Annotated in this window: 13 protein-coding genes and 8 pseudogenes; 7 read left to right on the plus strand and 14 right to left on the minus strand. The window is 71.8% G+C overall.

Annotation, left to right across the window (positions count from 1 at the left end):
* Positions 1–738 precede the first annotated feature (738 nt).
* The 5 genes and pseudogenes from FF86_RS61650 to FF86_RS00720 form a co-directional block, all read right to left on the minus strand.
* On the minus strand, positions 739–829 hold a 91-nt coding region (locus tag FF86_RS61650; protein WP_255355671.1), incomplete at its 5' end, for a hypothetical protein.
* 1 nt (position 830) lies between these two features.
* Positions 831–1,833, minus strand: a pseudogene (locus tag FF86_RS00695) (DMT family transporter); the annotation flags it as partial.
* Between the two features lie 445 nt (positions 1,834–2,278).
* On the minus strand, positions 2,279–2,884 hold the full coding sequence (locus tag FF86_RS00705) for a hypothetical protein (protein WP_044883192.1): 606 nt from the start codon (positions 2,882–2,884) through the stop codon (positions 2,279–2,281).
* Positions 2,881–3,309: a PadR family transcriptional regulator gene (locus FF86_RS00710; protein ID WP_044883191.1), complete on the minus strand. Its 429-nt coding sequence runs from the start codon at positions 3,307–3,309 to the stop codon at positions 2,881–2,883. Before FF86_RS00710 ends, FF86_RS00705 begins: the two co-directional genes overlap by 4 nt.
* A gap of 540 nt (positions 3,310–3,849) precedes the next feature.
* Positions 3,850–4,101 carry a hypothetical protein gene (locus FF86_RS00720; protein ID WP_044883189.1) on the minus strand — a complete coding sequence of 84 codons (252 nt, stop codon included), beginning with the start codon at positions 4,099–4,101 and terminating at the stop codon, positions 3,850–3,852.
* Between the two features lie 1,159 nt (positions 4,102–5,260).
* Here FF86_RS00720 and FF86_RS37415 point away from each other — a divergent pair.
* The 4 genes and pseudogenes from FF86_RS37415 to FF86_RS64625 all read left to right on the plus strand — a co-directional run.
* Positions 5,261–5,713: a hypothetical protein gene (locus tag FF86_RS37415; protein ID WP_044883186.1), complete on the plus strand. Its 453-nt coding sequence runs from the start codon at positions 5,261–5,263 to the stop codon at positions 5,711–5,713.
* 403 nt (positions 5,714–6,116) lie between these two features.
* A pseudogene (locus FF86_RS64615) lies at positions 6,117–6,425 on the plus strand (CHAT domain-containing protein); the annotation flags it as partial.
* A partial coding sequence (locus tag FF86_RS64620) for a CHAT domain-containing protein (protein ID WP_396229726.1) occupies positions 6,358–6,595 on the plus strand: 238 nt, incomplete at its 3' end. The pseudogene FF86_RS64615 and the gene FF86_RS64620, both read left to right, overlap by 68 nt.
* Before the next feature lies 1 nt (position 6,596).
* A pseudogene (locus FF86_RS64625) lies at positions 6,597–6,915 on the plus strand (CHAT domain-containing protein); the annotation flags it as partial.
* A 231-nt stretch (positions 6,916–7,146) separates the two neighbouring features.
* Here FF86_RS64625 and FF86_RS34065 read toward each other — a convergent pair.
* From FF86_RS34065 to FF86_RS64635, 4 genes and pseudogenes are all read right to left on the minus strand, one after another.
* Entirely contained in the window at positions 7,147–7,524 is a 378-nt protein-coding gene (locus FF86_RS34065) for a hypothetical protein (protein ID WP_157866916.1), read from the minus strand.
* 2,356 nt (positions 7,525–9,880) lie between these two features.
* Positions 9,881–10,108 carry a hypothetical protein gene (locus FF86_RS37420; RefSeq protein ID WP_044883182.1) on the minus strand — a complete coding sequence of 76 codons (228 nt, stop codon included), beginning with the start codon at positions 10,106–10,108 and terminating at the stop codon, positions 9,881–9,883.
* 85 nt (positions 10,109–10,193) lie between these two features.
* Positions 10,194–10,520, minus strand: a complete 327-nt coding sequence (locus FF86_RS64630) for a hypothetical protein (protein ID WP_396229727.1) — start codon at positions 10,518–10,520, stop codon at positions 10,194–10,196.
* Positions 10,521–10,586: 66 nt separating this feature from the next.
* Positions 10,587–10,946, minus strand: a pseudogene (locus FF86_RS64635) (peptidase dimerization domain-containing protein); the annotation flags it as partial.
* Positions 10,947–11,331: 385 nt separating this feature from the next.
* On the opposite strand from FF86_RS64635, the pseudogene FF86_RS35195 reads away from it, so the two are divergent.
* Positions 11,332–11,529: pseudogene (locus FF86_RS35195) on the plus strand (hypothetical protein); the annotation flags it as partial.
* Positions 11,530–11,654: 125 nt separating this feature from the next.
* Here the strand turns inward: FF86_RS35195 and FF86_RS64640 are convergent.
* On the minus strand, positions 11,655–12,545 hold the full coding sequence (locus FF86_RS64640; RefSeq protein WP_396229728.1) for a tyrosine-type recombinase/integrase: 891 nt from the start codon (positions 12,543–12,545) through the stop codon (positions 11,655–11,657).
* A 219-nt stretch (positions 12,546–12,764) separates the two neighbouring features.
* Between FF86_RS64640 and FF86_RS37425 the strand changes: the two genes are divergently transcribed.
* Together FF86_RS37425 and FF86_RS37430 are read left to right on the plus strand one after the other, a co-directional pair.
* Entirely contained in the window at positions 12,765–13,157 is a 393-nt protein-coding gene (locus FF86_RS37425; protein ID WP_044883179.1) for a DNA modification methylase, read from the plus strand.
* The gene (locus tag FF86_RS37430) at positions 13,154–13,657 is read left to right on the plus strand and encodes a site-specific DNA-methyltransferase (RefSeq protein WP_052680899.1); all 504 of its coding nucleotides are present in this window, start codon (positions 13,154–13,156) and stop codon (positions 13,655–13,657) included. The genes FF86_RS37425 and FF86_RS37430 overlap by 4 nt, the downstream gene beginning before the upstream one ends.
* Positions 13,658–14,005: 348 nt before the next feature.
* Here FF86_RS37430 and FF86_RS37435 read toward each other — a convergent pair.
* The 4 genes and pseudogenes from FF86_RS37435 to FF86_RS37450 form a co-directional block, all read right to left on the minus strand.
* Positions 14,006–14,323 (minus strand): transposase (locus FF86_RS37435; RefSeq protein ID WP_242417929.1); only part of this gene is annotated, 318 nt, incomplete at its 5' end.
* 1 nt (position 14,324) lies between these two features.
* Positions 14,325–15,064 (minus strand): annotated as a pseudogene (locus FF86_RS37440) (Tn3 family transposase); the annotation flags it as partial.
* Between the two features lies 1 nt (position 15,065).
* Positions 15,066–16,560, minus strand: a pseudogene (locus FF86_RS37445) (Tn3 family transposase); the annotation flags it as partial.
* A 1-nt stretch (position 16,561) separates the two neighbouring features.
* Positions 16,562–17,093: pseudogene (locus FF86_RS37450) on the minus strand (DUF4158 domain-containing protein); the annotation flags it as partial.
* Positions 17,094–17,170: the final 77 nt, after the last annotated feature.

The raw sequence follows: 17,170 nt of genomic DNA on the forward strand, positions 1-17,170 counted from the left end.
CGAGGTCACCCGCGATGCCCGCGGCACCGTCACCGCCGCCACCCCCACCCAGGCCGACGGGTACATCCTGACCCGTTTCGCCGACAAGTACGGCCGGGCGGTGGCGGTGGCCTTCGCCGGCGCGCCGCCGGCGGGGCAGACCGACGGCGCGGCGGTGTTCCTCGACGTCGACGGGCTGCACCGGTCGGTCAACCACCGGCTGCTGGCCGCCGGCTGGGTGTACCCGACGTTCTATTCCAAGCTGTACGTCGACCTGCGCGCCGATCTCGCCGCGACCACCGCGGCGGTGCGCCGTGCGGCGAGCGGCATCTGGAAGCTCGACGCCACCACGTCCGGCTTCACCGTGACCTCCCGCGAGCAGCTCACCGACGATCTGGTCATCCTGCCGAAGCTGTTCCGCCGGTTGGNGGAATATCTGACCCTCGACGAGACCGGCGGGGTCGATCTGGCCGGTTTCGCGGATTTCCTCGCCGCCGGCGACGACAGGCTGTTCACCGTCCCCGCGGGACAGGCCACCGCCCTGGACACCCTGGTCCGGGTGCGGACCGATCCCGCCACCGGGCAGGAGAAGGTCACCCTGACCGTCCCCCCGGAACACATCGTCTTCCTCGAAGGCTGACGCGTNCGCGGCGTTCACCGAGGTCCGCTGNGGACGGTGGCGGACCGGCCGATGCCGGGTGGGAGGCGAGGCCGTCCGCCTCGCACCCCACCCGCGGTGCCGGATCAGGAGACGCCGGATCAGGAGACGACGGTCCCACCCGCGAGCCGCGCCTCCACCCTCGCCAGAAGGATCATGGGAAACAGCAGCAGCACGGCCCCGACCAGCATCNCCGCCGTGAGCTGCTCCCCGAGCACCACGACCGCGAGCACGGCGGCACCCACCGGCTCGATCAGCATGATCGTTGATGCGGTGGCAGCGCGCACGACCGTGACGCCCGCGAAGTAGAGCGGATAGGCCAGCGCGGTCGGTACGGCGGCCACGTATGCCGCAATCACCAGGAGACGGCCGAGCTGCGTGGTGTGCGGCAGCAGTCCCGCCGGCACCGCCAGGGGCAGCAGACACACGGCGGCGATGCCGAAGGACCACGCTGTCACGACGGCGGGGTCCTCGCCCCGGCCAGCGCGCCCCGCGCCCCGCGCCAGCAGCGTGGCTGTGGCGTATCCCGCGGCGGACAGCACTGCCAGACCGACCCCGCCCGGCCTCACGGCCGCGCCCTGATCACCCAGGACGAGCACCGTCAGGCCGCTCACCGCTCCGGTGATCGCCAGAACCCCGCCGCGTCCCAGCCGCTCGTCCAAGGCCCACCGAGCGCCGATGGCGGTGAGCACCGGCCCGGCTCCGAGCGAGACGATCGTGCTCACCGCGAGGCCGGTCATCGCGACAGCCCCGAAGTAGGCGGTCTGAAACACGGCGAGCCCCGCTGCCGTCCCCGCGCGTAGGAGCAGCGGCGGGCGGCGGAACTGGGTGCTCGCGGGGACTCGGTTCGCCGATCGCGACGGTCGCACGGCTCGCGCCATGAGCAGCAGGACCAGGCCGCCGAGGAACCGCCAGAAAGACACCGCCACCGGTCCCAGGTCGCTGGATCGGTAGACAAGGTCCACCGCCGCTCCGGTGGTGCTCCAGGTGGCCCCGGCACACGCGAGATACATCAGGCCCCGCCTGACGGGCAGGACGTCAACAGCATTCGACATGGTGCGCTCTCCGCCTCGGGAAATGGTCGTGTCGTCCCGTGTGCGGGCAGCACGACCATCGCGCCGGAGGTCCTCCTCCGGCACGACGGTTTTCCGCTGCGGCCCGCCTTTACGCGACGGGAGGGGAGAGCGCCATCGCATTCACGATGTCCACCCTACGGCGAGGCCTCCGGGGACAGATACCGCACCGTCGGATCCGGCGTGCCGGTGGACGGCACNGGGGCGATCACGGCGCCGCCGTATTCGATGCGCCAGGCCCGGGCCCGCGCGAACGCGTTCGCCTCGCGGACGGCCTGCAGCCGGGTCGGCCAGGTCTGTGCCTCGCGCGGATCGTCGGTCAGGCGCCAGTCGAGCGCGTCGGCGAGGTAGCGATGCTCGCCGTCCCAGGCGACGTTGATCCNCCACCGCACATCCTGCTCCACAGCCACCAGCACAGCACACGCACCCCCGTCGTGTCGAACGCTAGTTCGACGTCCTGGTCCTGGGCTCGCTTTCGCGCCTGTGCTGATTCTGCGCATGTCGTGCGGTGTGGTGCCAGCCCCCTCGGCGCGGGGAGGAATGTCGAGCCGCGTATCCGGGCCCGACGTCAGATTCGGCCGCCGTCTGCTTTCCCGTCGACGGCGCCTGGGGTGCCGACAGCCAGGGGGGTGCGGCGGCGCTGGCGCCGCGAGGCGGAGAGCAGCCGCCACATCCGCCCGGCGACGAAAGCCCCGACGAACATGAGCACGTAGACCAGCGGCGTCCACGCCCCACCGACCGAGGTGTGCGTTCCGTGGTGGTAGGTGAAGGTGGCGTCGCTGGTCAGGTAGGGAACGCCGGCCCAGCGAAAGGTGCCGGTGGCCTCGGGGGTCGCGGTGATCCCGGCGTCGAAGGCGCTCCTGGCGACATAGTCGACCAGCATCATGACGGCCTCGACGGCGAAGATCGCGAAGGCGGCCGCCGCCCAGGACGGGCGCCGCGCCAGCTCGCCGTACTCGGCGGTGAGGTAACCGGCGGCGAGGACGCGCAGGTCCCCGAGCTGGCGCACGGCCTGGCGGGCGCCGACGTCCGCGGCCGCGGCGTGGAGGTTGTCGCGTAGTTCCCGACGCCGCGCGGCCCGGGATCGGCGCGGCAGGTCCTGCAGCCTGGTGTCCATCGTCCACACGGCGCGTTCGATCCGCAGCCGGTCGAGGGTGCTCAGCGAGGTGGTCATCGTCCGGTGTCCTCCGTGGCGGTGGGCGGGGTGACGGTGGGCGGGGTGGCCCTGGGCGGGCCGGCGGTGGCGGGATCGGCGGTGGGCGGATCGGGAAGGCGCCGGACCAGGACGGGGTGGACCACCGCGGCCAGCGACAGCCAGCTCTCGGTGCCCTGCGCCAACGCCTGGTCCCCGGCCGGGGTCGGCCGGTAGTACTTGCGGGCCGGGCCGGAGCGGGAGGCGACCAGCCGCCCGTGGAGCCGACCCTCGCGTTCCAGCCGGGCCAGCGCGGGATAGACGCTGCCCTCGCTGATGTCGGTCAGCCCGAGCTCACGCAGCCGCTGGACGACCTCGTAGCCGTAGGACTCCCGTTCGGCGAGCAGCCGCAGCAGCAGCAGCGACAGGACGCCCTTGAGCAACTGGGGATCATGCGTCGGCGCCATGAGGACAGACTAAGCCAGGTACCTTGCATTGTCGAGTAGGGTGACGCTGGTCAGCCGGGTGNCGCAGGCCGCGACGGTCAGGCCGCGCCGTGCGGTGGCCGGTCCCGACNGTCCAGCCGCTGCGGGTCGTCGTAGGGCGTCGTGGTCAGGGTGCCCTGGCGCCAGGCTGAGCAGAGCTGACGGTTGAGGGCGCGTTCGGCCTCGGGGGTGCCCGGAAGCGGGACGTGAAGGGCCGTCAGCATGTCGAAGCGGTGCAGGTCNAAGGCGGTGCACACGCACTCGCCGTAGGCGAGCGCCGCCCGGACGGCACCGAGGTAGGCGACGCGGGCGATCGTGAGCGGTATCAGGGCCAGGCAGGCCCACCAGCTCGAGGACGGCAGCAGCAGGACGGCGGCCACCACGGCCGTGGCTGCCATCGTCACGGACAGCCGGGCCGCTGCGTCGAGCGTGTTGCGCCGGTCGCTCACGATCAGGCGGGTCGTCTCGCCGAGGACCGGATACAGCCGCGGCCAGGCGACGACGGCGTCGAGCCCGTAGGGTTCATACGACGGCGAGTTGCAGCGGACGGCCGAGGACCGCGCCCAGGGTGACGCCGAGCGCGACGACCAGGGCCTCGCCCGCGCCCAGATCGGCGGCGGTCCGCCACGCCTGGCCGAAGTCCGGGGCGCCTGCGGGGGCGCCGGCCCAGCTCAGCGTCAACACGAACAGTGCGGCCGCATACGTCGGCAGGTAGTCGACCAGGAAGAACCGGCCTCCCGCCAGGGCCGGCCGGGCTGCCGCTTCGAGGCTCACCGTTGCCGTTCCAGCACGCCGTGGCCGTTCGGGCACACGGGAGCCGACCGCTCATCGACGTGGATTCGTCGTCGCAGCGCTCCGCAGGTGGGGCAGCGGTAGCGGAGGATCTCGTAGCGCAGCGACGCCCCCGGCAGGGTGGCTCCGTCGCCGTCCCCCACCGACCGCGGCACCCTCGCGCGGAGCCCACCGAGGTACGCCCGGGTGGCGACCCCGACGATCCGCCCGTCGACACCGACGGCGACCTCCTGCACGGCGCGGTCGGTCGCAAACAGCGACTCCAGCGCGTCCGCGGCGTCGANGGCCCGGCATCCCGGCGGCAGGTCGAGCACCGCCACGTCGTCCGGGAGGTCCCCGGGTGCTCTCGACGCATCCAGCAGGATGTCGAAGTTCTCCTCGGTCATGGCCCTGTGATGTAGCACAAAGCGCCACGGTCCGAGTCCAACCTTGTACATTCAGTGCAGGAAAGTAGCGGGTTGGGGGAGCCGCCGTGACGGAGAGGCCAGGTGCCGCACTGTGGGCCCGGATCAAGGCCTACGAGGCGGGTGACGACGACGCACTGCTCTCGCCNCACGCCGTGGCCGAGGCGGATCGGCTCAGGCACCGCGCAGCCGGAAGCCGCCCGGCAGACCCCGGGCAGGACGCCGGGGACGCCACGCAGGGCCCACCACCACCTCGACGCATCGACGGCCCACGAGGAGCTGGCGGCTGCCGTCCGCCTGGGCGGCCTGGTGCGCGCGCAGGATCCCGACGCGCTGCCGTACGGGCTGCAGACCGGGTTCGACGTCGTCGACGCCGCCGTCGCGGGCGAGCCGGTGGCACTGGACTTCGCCGGAGACGGTGAACGACGGGACTACTTCGTCGAGCTGTTCTTCAACCTCTCCGGGGTGTGGTGGCTCACCTACCAGCGTGCGGACGCGGAGGCGGACGTGGCGCTGCTCGACCGGGCGATGGCGGCGATACAGACCGCGCGACGCCTGACGCCGCCGGACTCCCCGCGCCGGGTCACGGCCTCGGTGCTGTTCAGCGAGCATCTGAGCACGCGGGGGGCCCGCGCGGGAAACCGGCCGGACCTGGACACCGCCGTCGCGCGGCTGCGCGCCACGCTGGAGTCCGCTCCCGCGGACCACGAGATCCTGGACAGGGCCCGCTAGTCCTCGTGCGTGCACTCAAGGCCGTGGCGGACCTCGACGACACTCCCGCGGCCGGCATCGCGTTCGCCGAGGCGGCGCGCTCGGCCCTCGCCGCAGTCGACCCCGACGGCGACATCTTCACCTACATCACCGCGGTGTCGTCGATCTTCGTCGACCAGCGGCTGGCCGTGCCCCTGGCGCAGGACCGGGATCTCGACGAGCGCGCCGCCTGCGCCCGGCTCGCCGTCGCCGCGTGGCCCGCAGCCGCCCCCCAGCACCTGTATGCGCTGCTTTCCCTGGGTATCGCCCTGCACGCCCGTGCGTCCGCTCGCGGGTCGCTGTCGGACAACGCCGAGGCGCTGGCGGTGGTGCGCGCGTCGGCGGTCCACGGCGTGCATGACGCCGACCCCGCCCGGCGGGCAGTCCCGTACGACCTGCTCAGCCTCGTCCTGCAAACAACGATGCACGCTGACCGGTGATGCCGACGCCGCCGCCGAGGCGGTGTCCGCCTCCCGGCGTGCGGTGGACCTCCTGCCCCCGAGCGACAGCCTGGGGCTGTACATCCTGACCACTCTCGGCTGCGCCCTGTGCGCTCTGTACGACGCCTCCGGGACGCTGGGCGCGCTGGACGAATCCATCGAGGTCCTGCGGCGGGCCGTCGAGGAGTCCACCGATCCGCAGCCCAGGGCGCTGTCGGTCCTGGGGCTGAGCTACTACTACCGCTACGACGAGGCCGGCGACCCCGCGGACCTCGAAGCGGGCGTCCGCTGGACACGTGCGGCCGTCGCCGACGACCTGTTCAGCACCTTCGACGATCCTCCCGCGAACCTGGCCGCGCTCGTGCGCACCCATCAGAGCGTCACCGGCGTGCTGGAATGGCTNTGGACGGCCGTCACGGGTCCGGTGCTCGCCGCGGTGGGTCCGGTCCGCCGGATCTGGTGGTGCCCCACCGGGCTGCTGTCGTTTCTCCCGCTGCACGCCGCGATCCGTCCAGGCACGCAGGAATCCGCCGTGGACCAGGTCGTGTCCTCCTACACTCCCACCCTGCGCGACCTGATCACCGCCCGCGGCCGGGCACTGCCAGCCCAACGCCGGCTGCTCGTCGTGGCCATGCCCCAGACCCCTGGCGCACCCGGCCTCGAGGTCGCCGGCGAAACCGACACCCTCGTCCGGCTCTTCGGCTCCCGCGCCACCGTCGTCACCGGGCCCAGGGCCCAGGGCCACCCGCCGACACATCCTCGACGAGCTCGGCCGCCACGCGTGGGTGCACTTCGCCTGCCACGGACAGCAGGATCTCGACGAGCCCTCCCGCAACGCGGTCCTGCTCCACGACGAACCCCTCACCGTTCTCGACGTGGCCCNCCTCGGCGCCGTCGACGCCGAACTGGCCTTTCTGTCCGCGTGCGCCACCGCATCGGGAGGTGCCACGCTGCCCGACGAGGCGATCCACCTCGCCTCCTCCCTGCAGACCGCCGGCTTCCGGCACGTCATCGCCACCCTGTGGCCGATCTACGATGCGGTGGCCCCGCAGGTCGGCCAGGACGTCTACCAGGCGCTGGCCGACGCCGGGCAGACCCGCGACCTCGCGGCACTGCTCCACCAGGCGGTGCGCCGCCTGCGCGACCGGGACGACAGCCGATCACCCCTGGTCTGGGCGCCGTACGTCCACATCGGGCCGTGACCGTGCCCGGCCTTACCGGGGCCACCGAGATACGGCAGAAAGAGGCAACGGCCGTCAGGTCGGTCGCCGGGAACGCCCGCAGGTCGACCAGCAGGCCTTCCGCTGGCTCGTCGCCAGCGGAACGCTGCGGTCGTTCTCCGACCTGGGCTGGTACCCACATCCCGGGATGTCCGGCGGAGGTCTGAAGGCAGCCGAAGACAGCCGCAGCTGTGGGCCGTCGGGGGTGGCGGGTCAGCCGGCCAGATCCAGCACCGCGAGATAGTCGGCCCCGTCCCGCTGCACCGCGCGCAGACGCCACGGCGAGCTCTCGACAAGGTAAGCCAGTTCGTCGGGGGACACTGCCAGGTAATCGAACCACGGGGTCACCGTGATGCCATCCCTGACCCGGAGCGTCGCCTGGCCCGGAAGACGACCCCGCTCGGTGTTCCACGCGCGATAGGCCGCGCTCTCGTCGTCGGGCGAGACGTACGGGTCGCGACCACAACCGAGCAGGCGCGCGCCCGGAGCCGCGAGAGGCGCCGTCGGCTGCGACGCAGCCGCAGACAAAGGACCGCCGCCTGGAGCGGCGGCTCGTGCATCGGCGGCGGATGCGCGGGAAAGCGTCTCCATGGCTCTTCCACAGGGTTCGGCGTCCGATTTGTCCCTGCGGAGGAGACAGGTGGCACCGTTCCCCTGCACACCGCCTTCCGCACTGAAGATCAGCGTGGTTCGGTGCTTTCCCGCGACAAAATTCCGCGAACTTTTCTCCTCGAGGGGGACGGCGACATTTCCTGTCGGCTGCCTTACAACAACCTTCCGCTGCCGCTGCGCGCCTAACTGGGTGTCGAGCGCAGGCGAGGTCGCCGCCAGCGGTAGAAGCCGAAACATCGGCGACGTCACGGCGGTGACCGGCTTCCGGGTTGATGTCACGGAGGATTCCGGTCTCCGGTCGGCCGGCACCCGACAGTTGTGAACGTGTGCACGCACCCCACCTGCACGTCTCCACCCTCGGAAAGGAACACGGAGATGACGGACACGGAATTCTCGGCCGCCCAGCTCGGGATCCTCGCGCGGGACCCGGTCCCGGCCGGGTCGAGCGTCGACGGGCAGATCCAGCGGTCGGAGATTCTCGNCCGGGCCCAGTTCTGGGTCAACCACAAGGTGACCTACACCCAGTCGGCCTCGGCACCTGACCCGCGGGGGCGCCGGTACCGGCGGGACTGCTCGGGCCTGGTGTCCATGGCCTGGCACCTGTCGTCCAGCCGCACGACGTACACCTTCGCCTCCTGGTCGGGGAAGATCCGCCTGTCGAGCCTGCACGACCTCAGGCNCGGCGACGCCCTGCTCCGAAGCGAGCACATCGAGCTGTTCGTGAAGTGGAAGAACAAGGCGAACCACGCCGCCGGCGCGTACGTGTACTCCTTCAACCACACCGGGGAAACCGTCGAGAACCCGACGGCACCCACCAACCAGGGAAGGATCGGTTTCGACACCTGGAGCGAACTGAGCACCTACACGCCGATTCGTTACCGTAAGGCGGTCAATGCCCCGCGGCCCACGCTGCTGGCGGCGAGAAGCGCCGGGTCGGCCGGTTCCCCGCCGCCGAACTCGGACGGTTCTCTGGTGCGTGAGCCCGACGGCGGCATCAACCTGATCGTGGGTGGCGTGCCCTTCGAACTGGAGCCGGCGGAATATGCGGCCCTCGGTTCCCCGCAGGTGCGCGACATTCCCGCCGACACCCTCGAGGACATGCCGGAGCTGATGCGGGACGGCACGATCGTGGCCACCGGTGACGGCACCCGTTTCCTCATCGCCGGGAACGCGAAGTACCGGCTCACCCCCGCGGACTGGGACGCGCTGGGAAAGCCGTCGTCGGTCACCGTGCCCGCGCGGCTCGTCGACGTTCTCGACGTGGTGCCGATCGACGACACCTTCCTGCGGGACGCGGCGACGCACACCGTCTGGCAGATCCTCGGCGCGGCGAAGTACCCCCTGACCCAGGCCGAGTACACCAGTCTGGGCAGCCCCGCCCACGTCGACGTGCCGGCGGGTTTCCTCGACGCCGTCGCGAGCCGGACGCCTGTCGGCAGCTACTTCCTGCGTGATCCTCTCAGCGCGATCGTCTACCAGGTCGTCGCCGGCGCCGAGCACCCGCTCAGCGCCGCCGAGTACGCCGCGCTCGGTCAGCCGGACGTCATCGACGCCCCGCTCGGTTTCGTCATGACTCTCGGCCCGGTGCCCCGCGAGCACACCTATCTGACCCGCAACAGCGACGGGGAGATCTTCGAGGTCCGTGACGGCACCCGCCGGGCGCTCACCGCCGACGAGGCCGCGGCGTTGGGTGAGGTCGACTGNCCCACCGTCGCCGACGGTTTCCTCGACGCGATCCCGAACGCCTGACCCCCGCGGCGCCCCGCAGAGCAATAAGACCCACCACGGCCGTCGCGCCCGCCCGCCCCGGTCCCGCGGGCGGGCGAGACGGCCCCCTGTGCACGACCCATCCGAGGGAACCGCTGGCCAGGACGACGATGCCACCGACCGCCAGGATCGGACGTCACCTCGGAACCGGTGTTCGGGTCAGGTTGGCCAGTCGAGCTGGGAGTCGGGGACGCCCTGGGCACGGNCGTACTCCTCGGCCTCGGCACGCCCCCGCGGATCCCCGCGCCGGTAGCGGAAGACTCGACCGGAGAACACGATGAGGCTTTCCTGGGCGGTGTGCAGGTCCACGTACCACCCCGGCACCTCCAGCACCTCGCTCAGGTGCGCGGCCAGGGTCGCGGCCTCGGCGTCAGCGACGTCGAAGTAGACCAGCGTCCACACGGATGGCTGGTCGGCGGTGGCATTCCCGGATGCCGATCGTTGGATCTTCCGAACGGTGAGCGCCAGGTCGTCGACGACCGCTCCCACCCGCAGGCTCTCGGCGATCAGTACTCCGGTGGCCACGGCGGCTCCCTGGGATCAGCTCCGGCTGACGGGCCGGTTCAGCCTATGCCGCGATCACCTGCTGGAAGAAACTCCCCACCTGAGACAACCTCTTCACGACTGATTCGGACCGAACGGCATCGAACGGCGGGGCACCGGCCAGCAGCCGGTACAACACCACCCCGAGCGCATTCAGAGTGCCGTCGGCGGCGAACAGAATGTTGTCGGCCTTGATGTCACGGTGCAACACCCCTTGGCCATGGGCATGCGGCAATGCCGCGGCCACGGCCACGGCCAGTCCGAACCGCCCGATCCCACCTGCTGCCCGATCCGATAGGCGGGCAGGGCCTTCTCGATCCGCTCCCGGTCAACGATCATCAGATGGTCGGCTCTGTCGGTGGGAGTGGGATCCGTCCGCCGCGGTCGATCGTCTCGGCTGCCGTGTCTGTTGCCGTGTCTGGGCGATCAGTTCGGCGAGCAGGTGGGCGCGGGGGGGCCATCTGGGCGACCTCGACGTGTTCGGTGTCCGCATGGGCGCCGCTGCCGACGGCTCCCAGTCCGTCCAGCGTCGGGCAGCCTGCGCCGGCGGTGTAGTTGCCATCCGAGGCGCCGCCGACGGCGACTCCCCGCAGCGGCTCCTGGCCCAGCTCCGCGGCGATTCTGGCGGCGAGGGTGAACAGGTCGGCGGAGGATTCCGGTTGCATGGGCGGCCGCTTCCTGCCGCCCAGTACCTTCAGCCGGGCGCCGGGCGTCTGAGCGGTGAGCCCCCNCATGAGATCGTCTATCCGGTCCTGCGTCGCCAGGGTCGGCACCCGCACGTCCACCGATACCTTCGCCCGCGCGGGCACCGTGTTCAGCGTGCTGCCGGCGCAGAGCAGGGTGGGCGTGATGGTCGGCGCGCCCAGGACGGAGTGGGTGGTCTCCACCGAGGCTGCGAGGCCGGCGATGGCCAGGATCTGGTGCGCGGCCTCGATCGCGGCGTTGACCCCTTTCTCCGGTTCCAGCCCCGCGTGGGCGGCCTTGCCGGACACCACGACCTCGTAGCGTGAGGTGCCCTTACGGGCGGTCTTGAGGGCGCCCTGTTCGTTCGCGGCCGCCTCCAGGACGAAGGCGGCCGCGCACCCACGCACGGACTGCTCGATCAGCTCCCGGGAGGTCGGGGGTCGAGGAAGAACTGGGCAGGATTGAACGGTTGGCAGGCGGTTGCGGCCGGTCCCGCGCGCGGCGAATCGGGGCCTCGGCGCGCAGCGTGCCGCCGAGATCCGATCCGCGGAGCGTCTGTGCCAGAATGAGCGTGCTCACTGAGCGCCTTCGTCCGGGGCAGCGCCCGGCCACGTGACCCGAGATCACGAGAAGGCACGTCACGCGCGAGGTTCTGTCCTGGTCCACATGCGCTAAAAAAATCCAGGGCCGTCTCCGGCCGGCGATCGAACAAGATCGTCGGGACCGGTCTCTTCGCCGTGACGGAAAATGGCCGCCCCGTCAGCGCGGAAGGAACGCGCTGACGGAGACGACGTGCCCTTCGATCTGCTCAACGCCCGGCTCTTGGCCGGCGCTGGGCTTCTCCCGCTGCTCTACCTGCTGCTGGTCGCGACGGTCGCTCTCACCGCCGTGTACACCCGTGATGGCACCCGCCGTCGGACAGCGCTCCAGGTGCTGCAGATTCTCCTGTTCCGACGCCAGAAGCCTCCTGGCCGGCGGGCCTCACGGAGGNAGGACACCACGCAGGGTTCATAGACGGTGGTGATCAGGATGCCGATACTCGCGGTGCATCGCCGTGATGATCTGAGGCGTCTCGCCGGTGGTGATGATCTAAAAGGGGTTGGCGCGGCCGGGCCTCATGAGTCGCCGGGGAGGAGCTCGACGGCTCGGACGCGGTCGGCCTCCGTGGGCTTGGTGTAAACGCGGGTGGTGTCAGTGCGCGCGTGGCCCAAAAGCTCGGCGACGAGGACGAGGCCGGCGCCGCGGCGCAGCATGGCGGTGGCGAAGGTGTGCCGCAGGACGTGCGGGCTCAGATCGTCGATGCCGACGGAACGGCCGAGGTCGGCGACGACCTGGTCGACGGTGCGGGTCGACAGGCGGCGGCCGTAGCGGTTGAGGAACAGCGCGGGGTCGTTGTCGGCGTTCGGCCAGGTGGCCCGGGCCGGTTTCCAGTCGCTCAGTGCCCGGCGGCCGCGGGGGTTGGCCGGGATGGTGCGGGGTTTGCCGCCGTCGCGGCCCTTGCCGGCCCGGACGTGGACGGCGCCGGTGCGGGCGGTGACCGGGGCGTCGTCGACGTCGAGGGCGACGAGCTCGGCGCAGCGGACGCCGGTGTTGTAGAGCAGCTCGATGATCGTGCGGTCGCGCAGCGAGGGCAGCCGTTCGGCGGCGCGCAGCACGCGGCGGGCCTCGTCATCGGACAGGGCGCGGGGGGCCTGCTCGGGCAGGTCTGCCCGGTCGACGACGGCGCGGCCGAGGTGGCGCCAGGTGAAGAAGTGGTCGAGCGCGGTCAGGTGCGCGTTGACGGTCGCAGGTCGCCTTTTCGCGACGGCAAGCAGGTGGGCCCGGTAGTCACGGACGGCGAAGTCCCGGGCGTGCGCGTCGGACAGCGGGTCGGCGCCGGTGGGGTCCGCGGCGGCGCCGTCGGTGTCGAGCCAGCGCAGGAACCCGGCGACCCGGGAGGCGTAGGCGCGCCGGGAGTGCTCGGCGAGCCGGACGTGGTCGAGCTCTGCCCGGTAGGCGGCGAACAGATCGGCGTACCGGTNGGGCGGTCGCTCGCCGCCGCGCCGGCCGCGGCCGGTGAATGGTGCGGCGGCGCTGGTCGTCACCAACCACGTCCTTCCGACTTCGCGTCCCGGTATCAGAACCATTCCGCCGACGATCGTAGCGCCGTTCGGCCGCAGTATCAGAACCAAACGGCTACGATGGTTCTGATACTGGTAGGTATCAGAACCATGCGGAGGACCCCGATGGACCTGGGCGCCGCCCCGACCGACGTCACGAAACCCGCGACGACCGGTCGCGAAACTCTCTGTGCCTGCCAGTGCGGCCAGACGGTCGTCCGCAACGCGACGGGCCGGCCGGGCCGTTTCGCCTCGCCGGCGTGCCGGCAGCGGGCCCGGCGCCGCGCGCTGGCCAGCGCCGCCCCGGTCGCGCCGTTCCACGACGACGACACGGTGACGCTCTACGTCGGTCAGGCGGCGCAGGTCCTGCGGGGCCTGCCGGACGCCTCGGTGCACTGCGTGGTGACCTCCCCGCCGTACTTCGGGCTGCGCGACTATGGCGAGCCCGGCCAGATCGGCCTGGAACGGTCCGCAACGCGATCACGTGGGCCAAGACGAACGCGATACCGGAGTCGGTGACCGACCGGTTCGCCTCGCGCACCGAGACGCTGTTCCTGGTGACCCGCTCGGCCCGCTACCACTTCGACCTCAACCCGGTCCGGGAGACACCGGTCGACCCGACCGGCGGTGCCGAGTGGGCCCAGCGCAGGCAGCGGGGTGTGCCCGGCCGTCGCGGCCGCAACCCCGAGCCGTCGGTGACGGCCGCCGACCGCGACTTCGCCGCCCACCAGGCCGGCCGCAATCCGGGCGACGTCTGGCAGATCCCGGTCGCCAGCTTCCCCGGTGCGCACTTCGCCGTCTTCCCGCCCGAGATCCCGCGGCGGGCGATCCTGACCGGCTGCCCGCCCGGCGGGGTCGTGCTCGACCCGTTCTCCGGGTCGGCGACCACCGGCATGGTCGCGCTGCAGCTCGGCCGCCGCTACGTCGGGATCGATCTCAACCCCGACTATCACCGCCTCGCGCTCCGTACCCGGCTGCTGGAGCGGCCGCTGCCCGGTATCGACCAGCCGGCCTCCTGACCAGGCCCACGCGGCTCGATCCCGGCGCCGTTGATCAGCGGTAGTAGGACATGTNGACCGTCATCGTCAGNCGCAGCTGCGGCGGTAGCTTGTCGCCGTCGTCGTCATAGCGCAGGTCCGCGAAGCCGAAGCCGAGGATCACTGCGTAGAGATGGTCGTTCATCCAGTCGCCGGCGGCGTGTAGCAGGTCGGACTCCTCGCTGCCGTAGAAGCTGATGACCTGGGTGGCGGAGTCTTCGTTGGCGATCTCGACCCGCACCGGGCCGTGGAAGGTTCGTGTGCGCCCGGTCGGGCGGCCGATCCGGGGCACCGCCGTGTCCTGCCCCGCGGGCCGGTCGCCATCCTGGGTCATGATTCCTCCTGATCGTGCTTGCCCCCCGGGTCACGCAGAGGACGCAGGCCCGTGCCGGTGGGCGGGGCGGCGAAGGCGTAGCGGCCGAGCATGTTGATGTGCCGGTCGGCCAGCGGGGACAGCCGGGCAACGTCGAGGTCGTGCACGTCGTGGCCGGCGGTGCGCAGCGTGGTGAGGGCGGCGTCGAGGTAGCGGGTGTTCCACAGCACGACCGCGTTGAGGACCAGGCCGAGCGCACCGAGCTGGTCTTCCTGACCTTCCCGGTAGGCCTGGCGCAGCTCGCCGCGCTGCCCGTGGAAGATCTTCCGGGCCAGNCGGTGGCGGGACTCCTGGACGGTGAGCTGGGTGTTCACGGCTCGCCGGTAGGTCTCGTCGACGGGATCGACGAGCGCAAGCAGGTGCAGGGTCTTGGCGATCCGGCCGTACTCGGCGAAGGCCTGCCCGAGTGGGCTGGGATGTCCATCCCGGCCGAGCATGCGCAGCAGGTCGTAGGCGCGGACCTGGTTGGTGACCAGGGAACCAGCGACCCGCAGCATGTCCGGCCAGTGATCACTGATGCGGGCGAGGTTGACTCGGTGCCGGGCGATCGCGTTCAGCGGCCCGTAGTCGCCCTCGGCGTCGCCGGGCAGGGTGGCGCGCCACAGCCGCTGGTCGGACAGGTCCGCGATCCGCGGGGAGAACCGGTAGCCGAGCAGGCGGAACAGGCCGAAGACGATGTCGGAGTAGCTGGCAGTGTCGGTGGCGACCATCTCCGGTTTCGGTCCGGCGTCGAGGGTGAGCAGCGTGTCCAGGATGTAAAGGGAGTCGCGCACAGTCCCGGGCACGACGACCGCACCGATGCCAGCGACCTGGTCGTTGACCGCGTTCAGCCAGGTCACGCCGCGTTTGAGCCCGAAGTAGCGGGGGCTGGGGCCGGCGTTGATGGTCCGCACGGGCACGACGAACCGCAGCCCGCCGACGGAGGCGACCAGTCCACCGCCCCACGCCTGGGCAAGCCCGATCCGCGCCTGGGCGGTGATCAGCGCCGCGTTCGCCGCGGCGTGGGTGTCGGCGCGNAGGTAGTTCTGGTCGACGTGGGAGAGCCGGTCACGGGTCAGCGCAGGCTCGCTCGGCTTGGTCACCGGGGTCAGCCCGACGTTGCAGGCCTCGGCGACCAGCAGCGCCGCGAGGGAGATGTGCAGGTTCTCCATCCGGCTGCCCGACCCGCCCAGATGGGTGTAGGCGTCGAGGAACCCAGTCCAGGCGTGCACCTCCAGCAGCAGATCGGGCAGATCGACACGGGGCAGCATCGCCGCGGTCGTCGCCCGCAGCGCGACCAGGCTGTCCGGTTCACCGAGCGCCTCCAGCCGGCTCACGGCCAGGCGCATTCGCCCGTCGGCCGCCGGCTCGACCCGCACCGGGCTGTCCGGTCCGGCCTCGGCGAGCCGGTCGACGGTCTGGCGCCACGCGGCGTCCAACGAGCCGGCGAGCTCGCGCAGGTGGGTCTCGACCGGGGCGGCCAGGCCGAGACCGGCGAGCACCTCGCCGCGGACCCGGTCCCATCCCTCGTCGGCGAGCAGCCGGGCCCGCGGGTCAGACCATCGCTGCGAACGCAAGGCGAACACGTCGCGCCGGCGCAGCGCCCGATGCAGCTGCTCCAGCACGCACAGCACGTAGCCGTCGCGGTCGACCGTGCCAGCCGGCAACGTCGGGTTGGCCAGCGCCGCGCGCCGCCACACCGGCGGCACCAGGTCGACGTCGACCTCGTCCGGGCGGATCCGACGTCGGCCGACCAGATTCGGCAGTCGGCGGACCGCGTCCAGGACCGGCTGGCCGTCTCCGGTCGCTGCCAGCGGCAGCGCCTCGGCGAGCAGGGGGAGGAAAGGGCGGACCGTGCCATAGCGGCGGGCCAGCTCGGCGCGCATCACCGTCTCCAGGCTGGCGTCGTCGGGCACCAGCTCCTCGACCAGCGCGGCGGCCTCCAGCACCCGTTCCCGCGGCGCGACCTGCTCCACGACCGCCCAGGCTGCGGCGACGTCGAGCGCCTCGCCGTCCGTGCCGGCCAGCAGGCCCAGCAGCGCGGATGCTGCGCCGGCGAGGGTGACCGACGCCTTCTCCAGCTTCGGCAGGACGGCGAGCCGTTCCTGCTGCGCGGCGCGCCGGGTTGAGCAGCCGGGTCGCCATCAGCACGTCGAACAGATCCAGGGCGTCGTCGACCGCCGCCGCTTCCAGACCGCGCACCGTCGCCAGCAGGGTCGCGGTACGCCGCGGCTCGGCGAGCTCACGCAGCAGCGGCGCCTTGGCCGCCAGGCCGTAGCGGGCCAGCATCGCCAGCCGGTTCGCCGGCACTCCCGACACGTCCACCTCGCCGGCGCCCACCACGATGACCTCGGCGGCCCGGGCCAACGCCCGCTCCAAGCCCGGGCCCGACGTCCGCGCCGGCCCCCGCCGCAGCCGCTCCAGCTCGCTCACCCGGGCACCCGGCGCCACCTCGAGGAGATTCCGCAGCCGTCCGGCCAGCTGCCGGTCGGCCTGCTCAGCCGCGACGGCGAGCTCCTGGTGCACCCGGTCGNTGGCCTCGCTGCGCACGGAGACCACCAGACGAGCCAGAACACTCACTCCCGGCAAGAGGACCCGGCTACGGCGCAGCCACGCGGTGGCCTGGCCGAACAGCGCCACCGGGCCCTCTGCCTGCGTCCACGCCCGGCTCGCCAGGAACGCCTGCAGCTCCGCGGCTGCCTGCGGGTCGGTGAAGTCTCGGTAGCCGTAGACCGACCGGATCTCCCGGGCATGCTCATGCTGCGTCGGCAGCCGCTCGGTGTACCGCTTCACCACCGACGAGTCCGCAACGTCCAGCTGGCCCGCGAGGTAGTCCACCACCACCCACGGCACCTCCAGCGGATCGCTCAGGAACGTCCCCAGGAAACGCACCGTCCCGAGCTGAACGGCGAACCCCAGCCGCGAGTGCTCGCCCCGGTGCCGGCCCACGAGCTCCCGGTCGGCGTCATCCAAGAAGAAGAACCGCTCCAGCTCAGCCCGCACAGGCTCACCATCGAACCGCCCGTACGCCGCAACCTGCTCATCTGCGAGGAACTCCACCGGCACACACAGATCATCGACCCTGCGGCCGCCGACGACCGAGCCGCCCTAACCGTTCAATCCTGCGCGGTTCTTCCTCGGAC

Source organism: Frankia sp. CpI1-P (assembly GCF_001421075.1).
Classification (GTDB): Bacteria; Actinomycetota; Actinomycetes; order Frankiales; family Frankiaceae; genus Frankia; species Frankia torreyi.

Coding starts and splice junctions, on each gene's coding strand:
- FF86_RS00705 (WP_044883192.1), bottom strand. CDS start 2,884: ATGACCACCTCGCTGAGCACCCTCGACCGGCTGCGGATCGAACGCGCC.
- FF86_RS00710 (WP_044883191.1), bottom strand. CDS start 3,309: ATGGCGCCGACGCATGATCCCCAGTTGCTCAAGGGCGTCCTGTCGCTG.
- FF86_RS34065 (WP_157866916.1), bottom strand. CDS start 7,524: ATGGAGACGCTTTCCCGCGCATCCGCCGCCGATGCACGAGCCGCCGCT.
- FF86_RS64630 (WP_396229727.1), bottom strand. CDS start 10,520: ATGCAACCGGAATCCTCCGCCGACCTGTTCACCCTCGCCGCCAGAATC.
- FF86_RS37425 (WP_044883179.1), top strand. CDS start 12,765: ATGGACCTGGGCGCCGCCCCGACCGACGTCACGAAACCCGCGACGACC.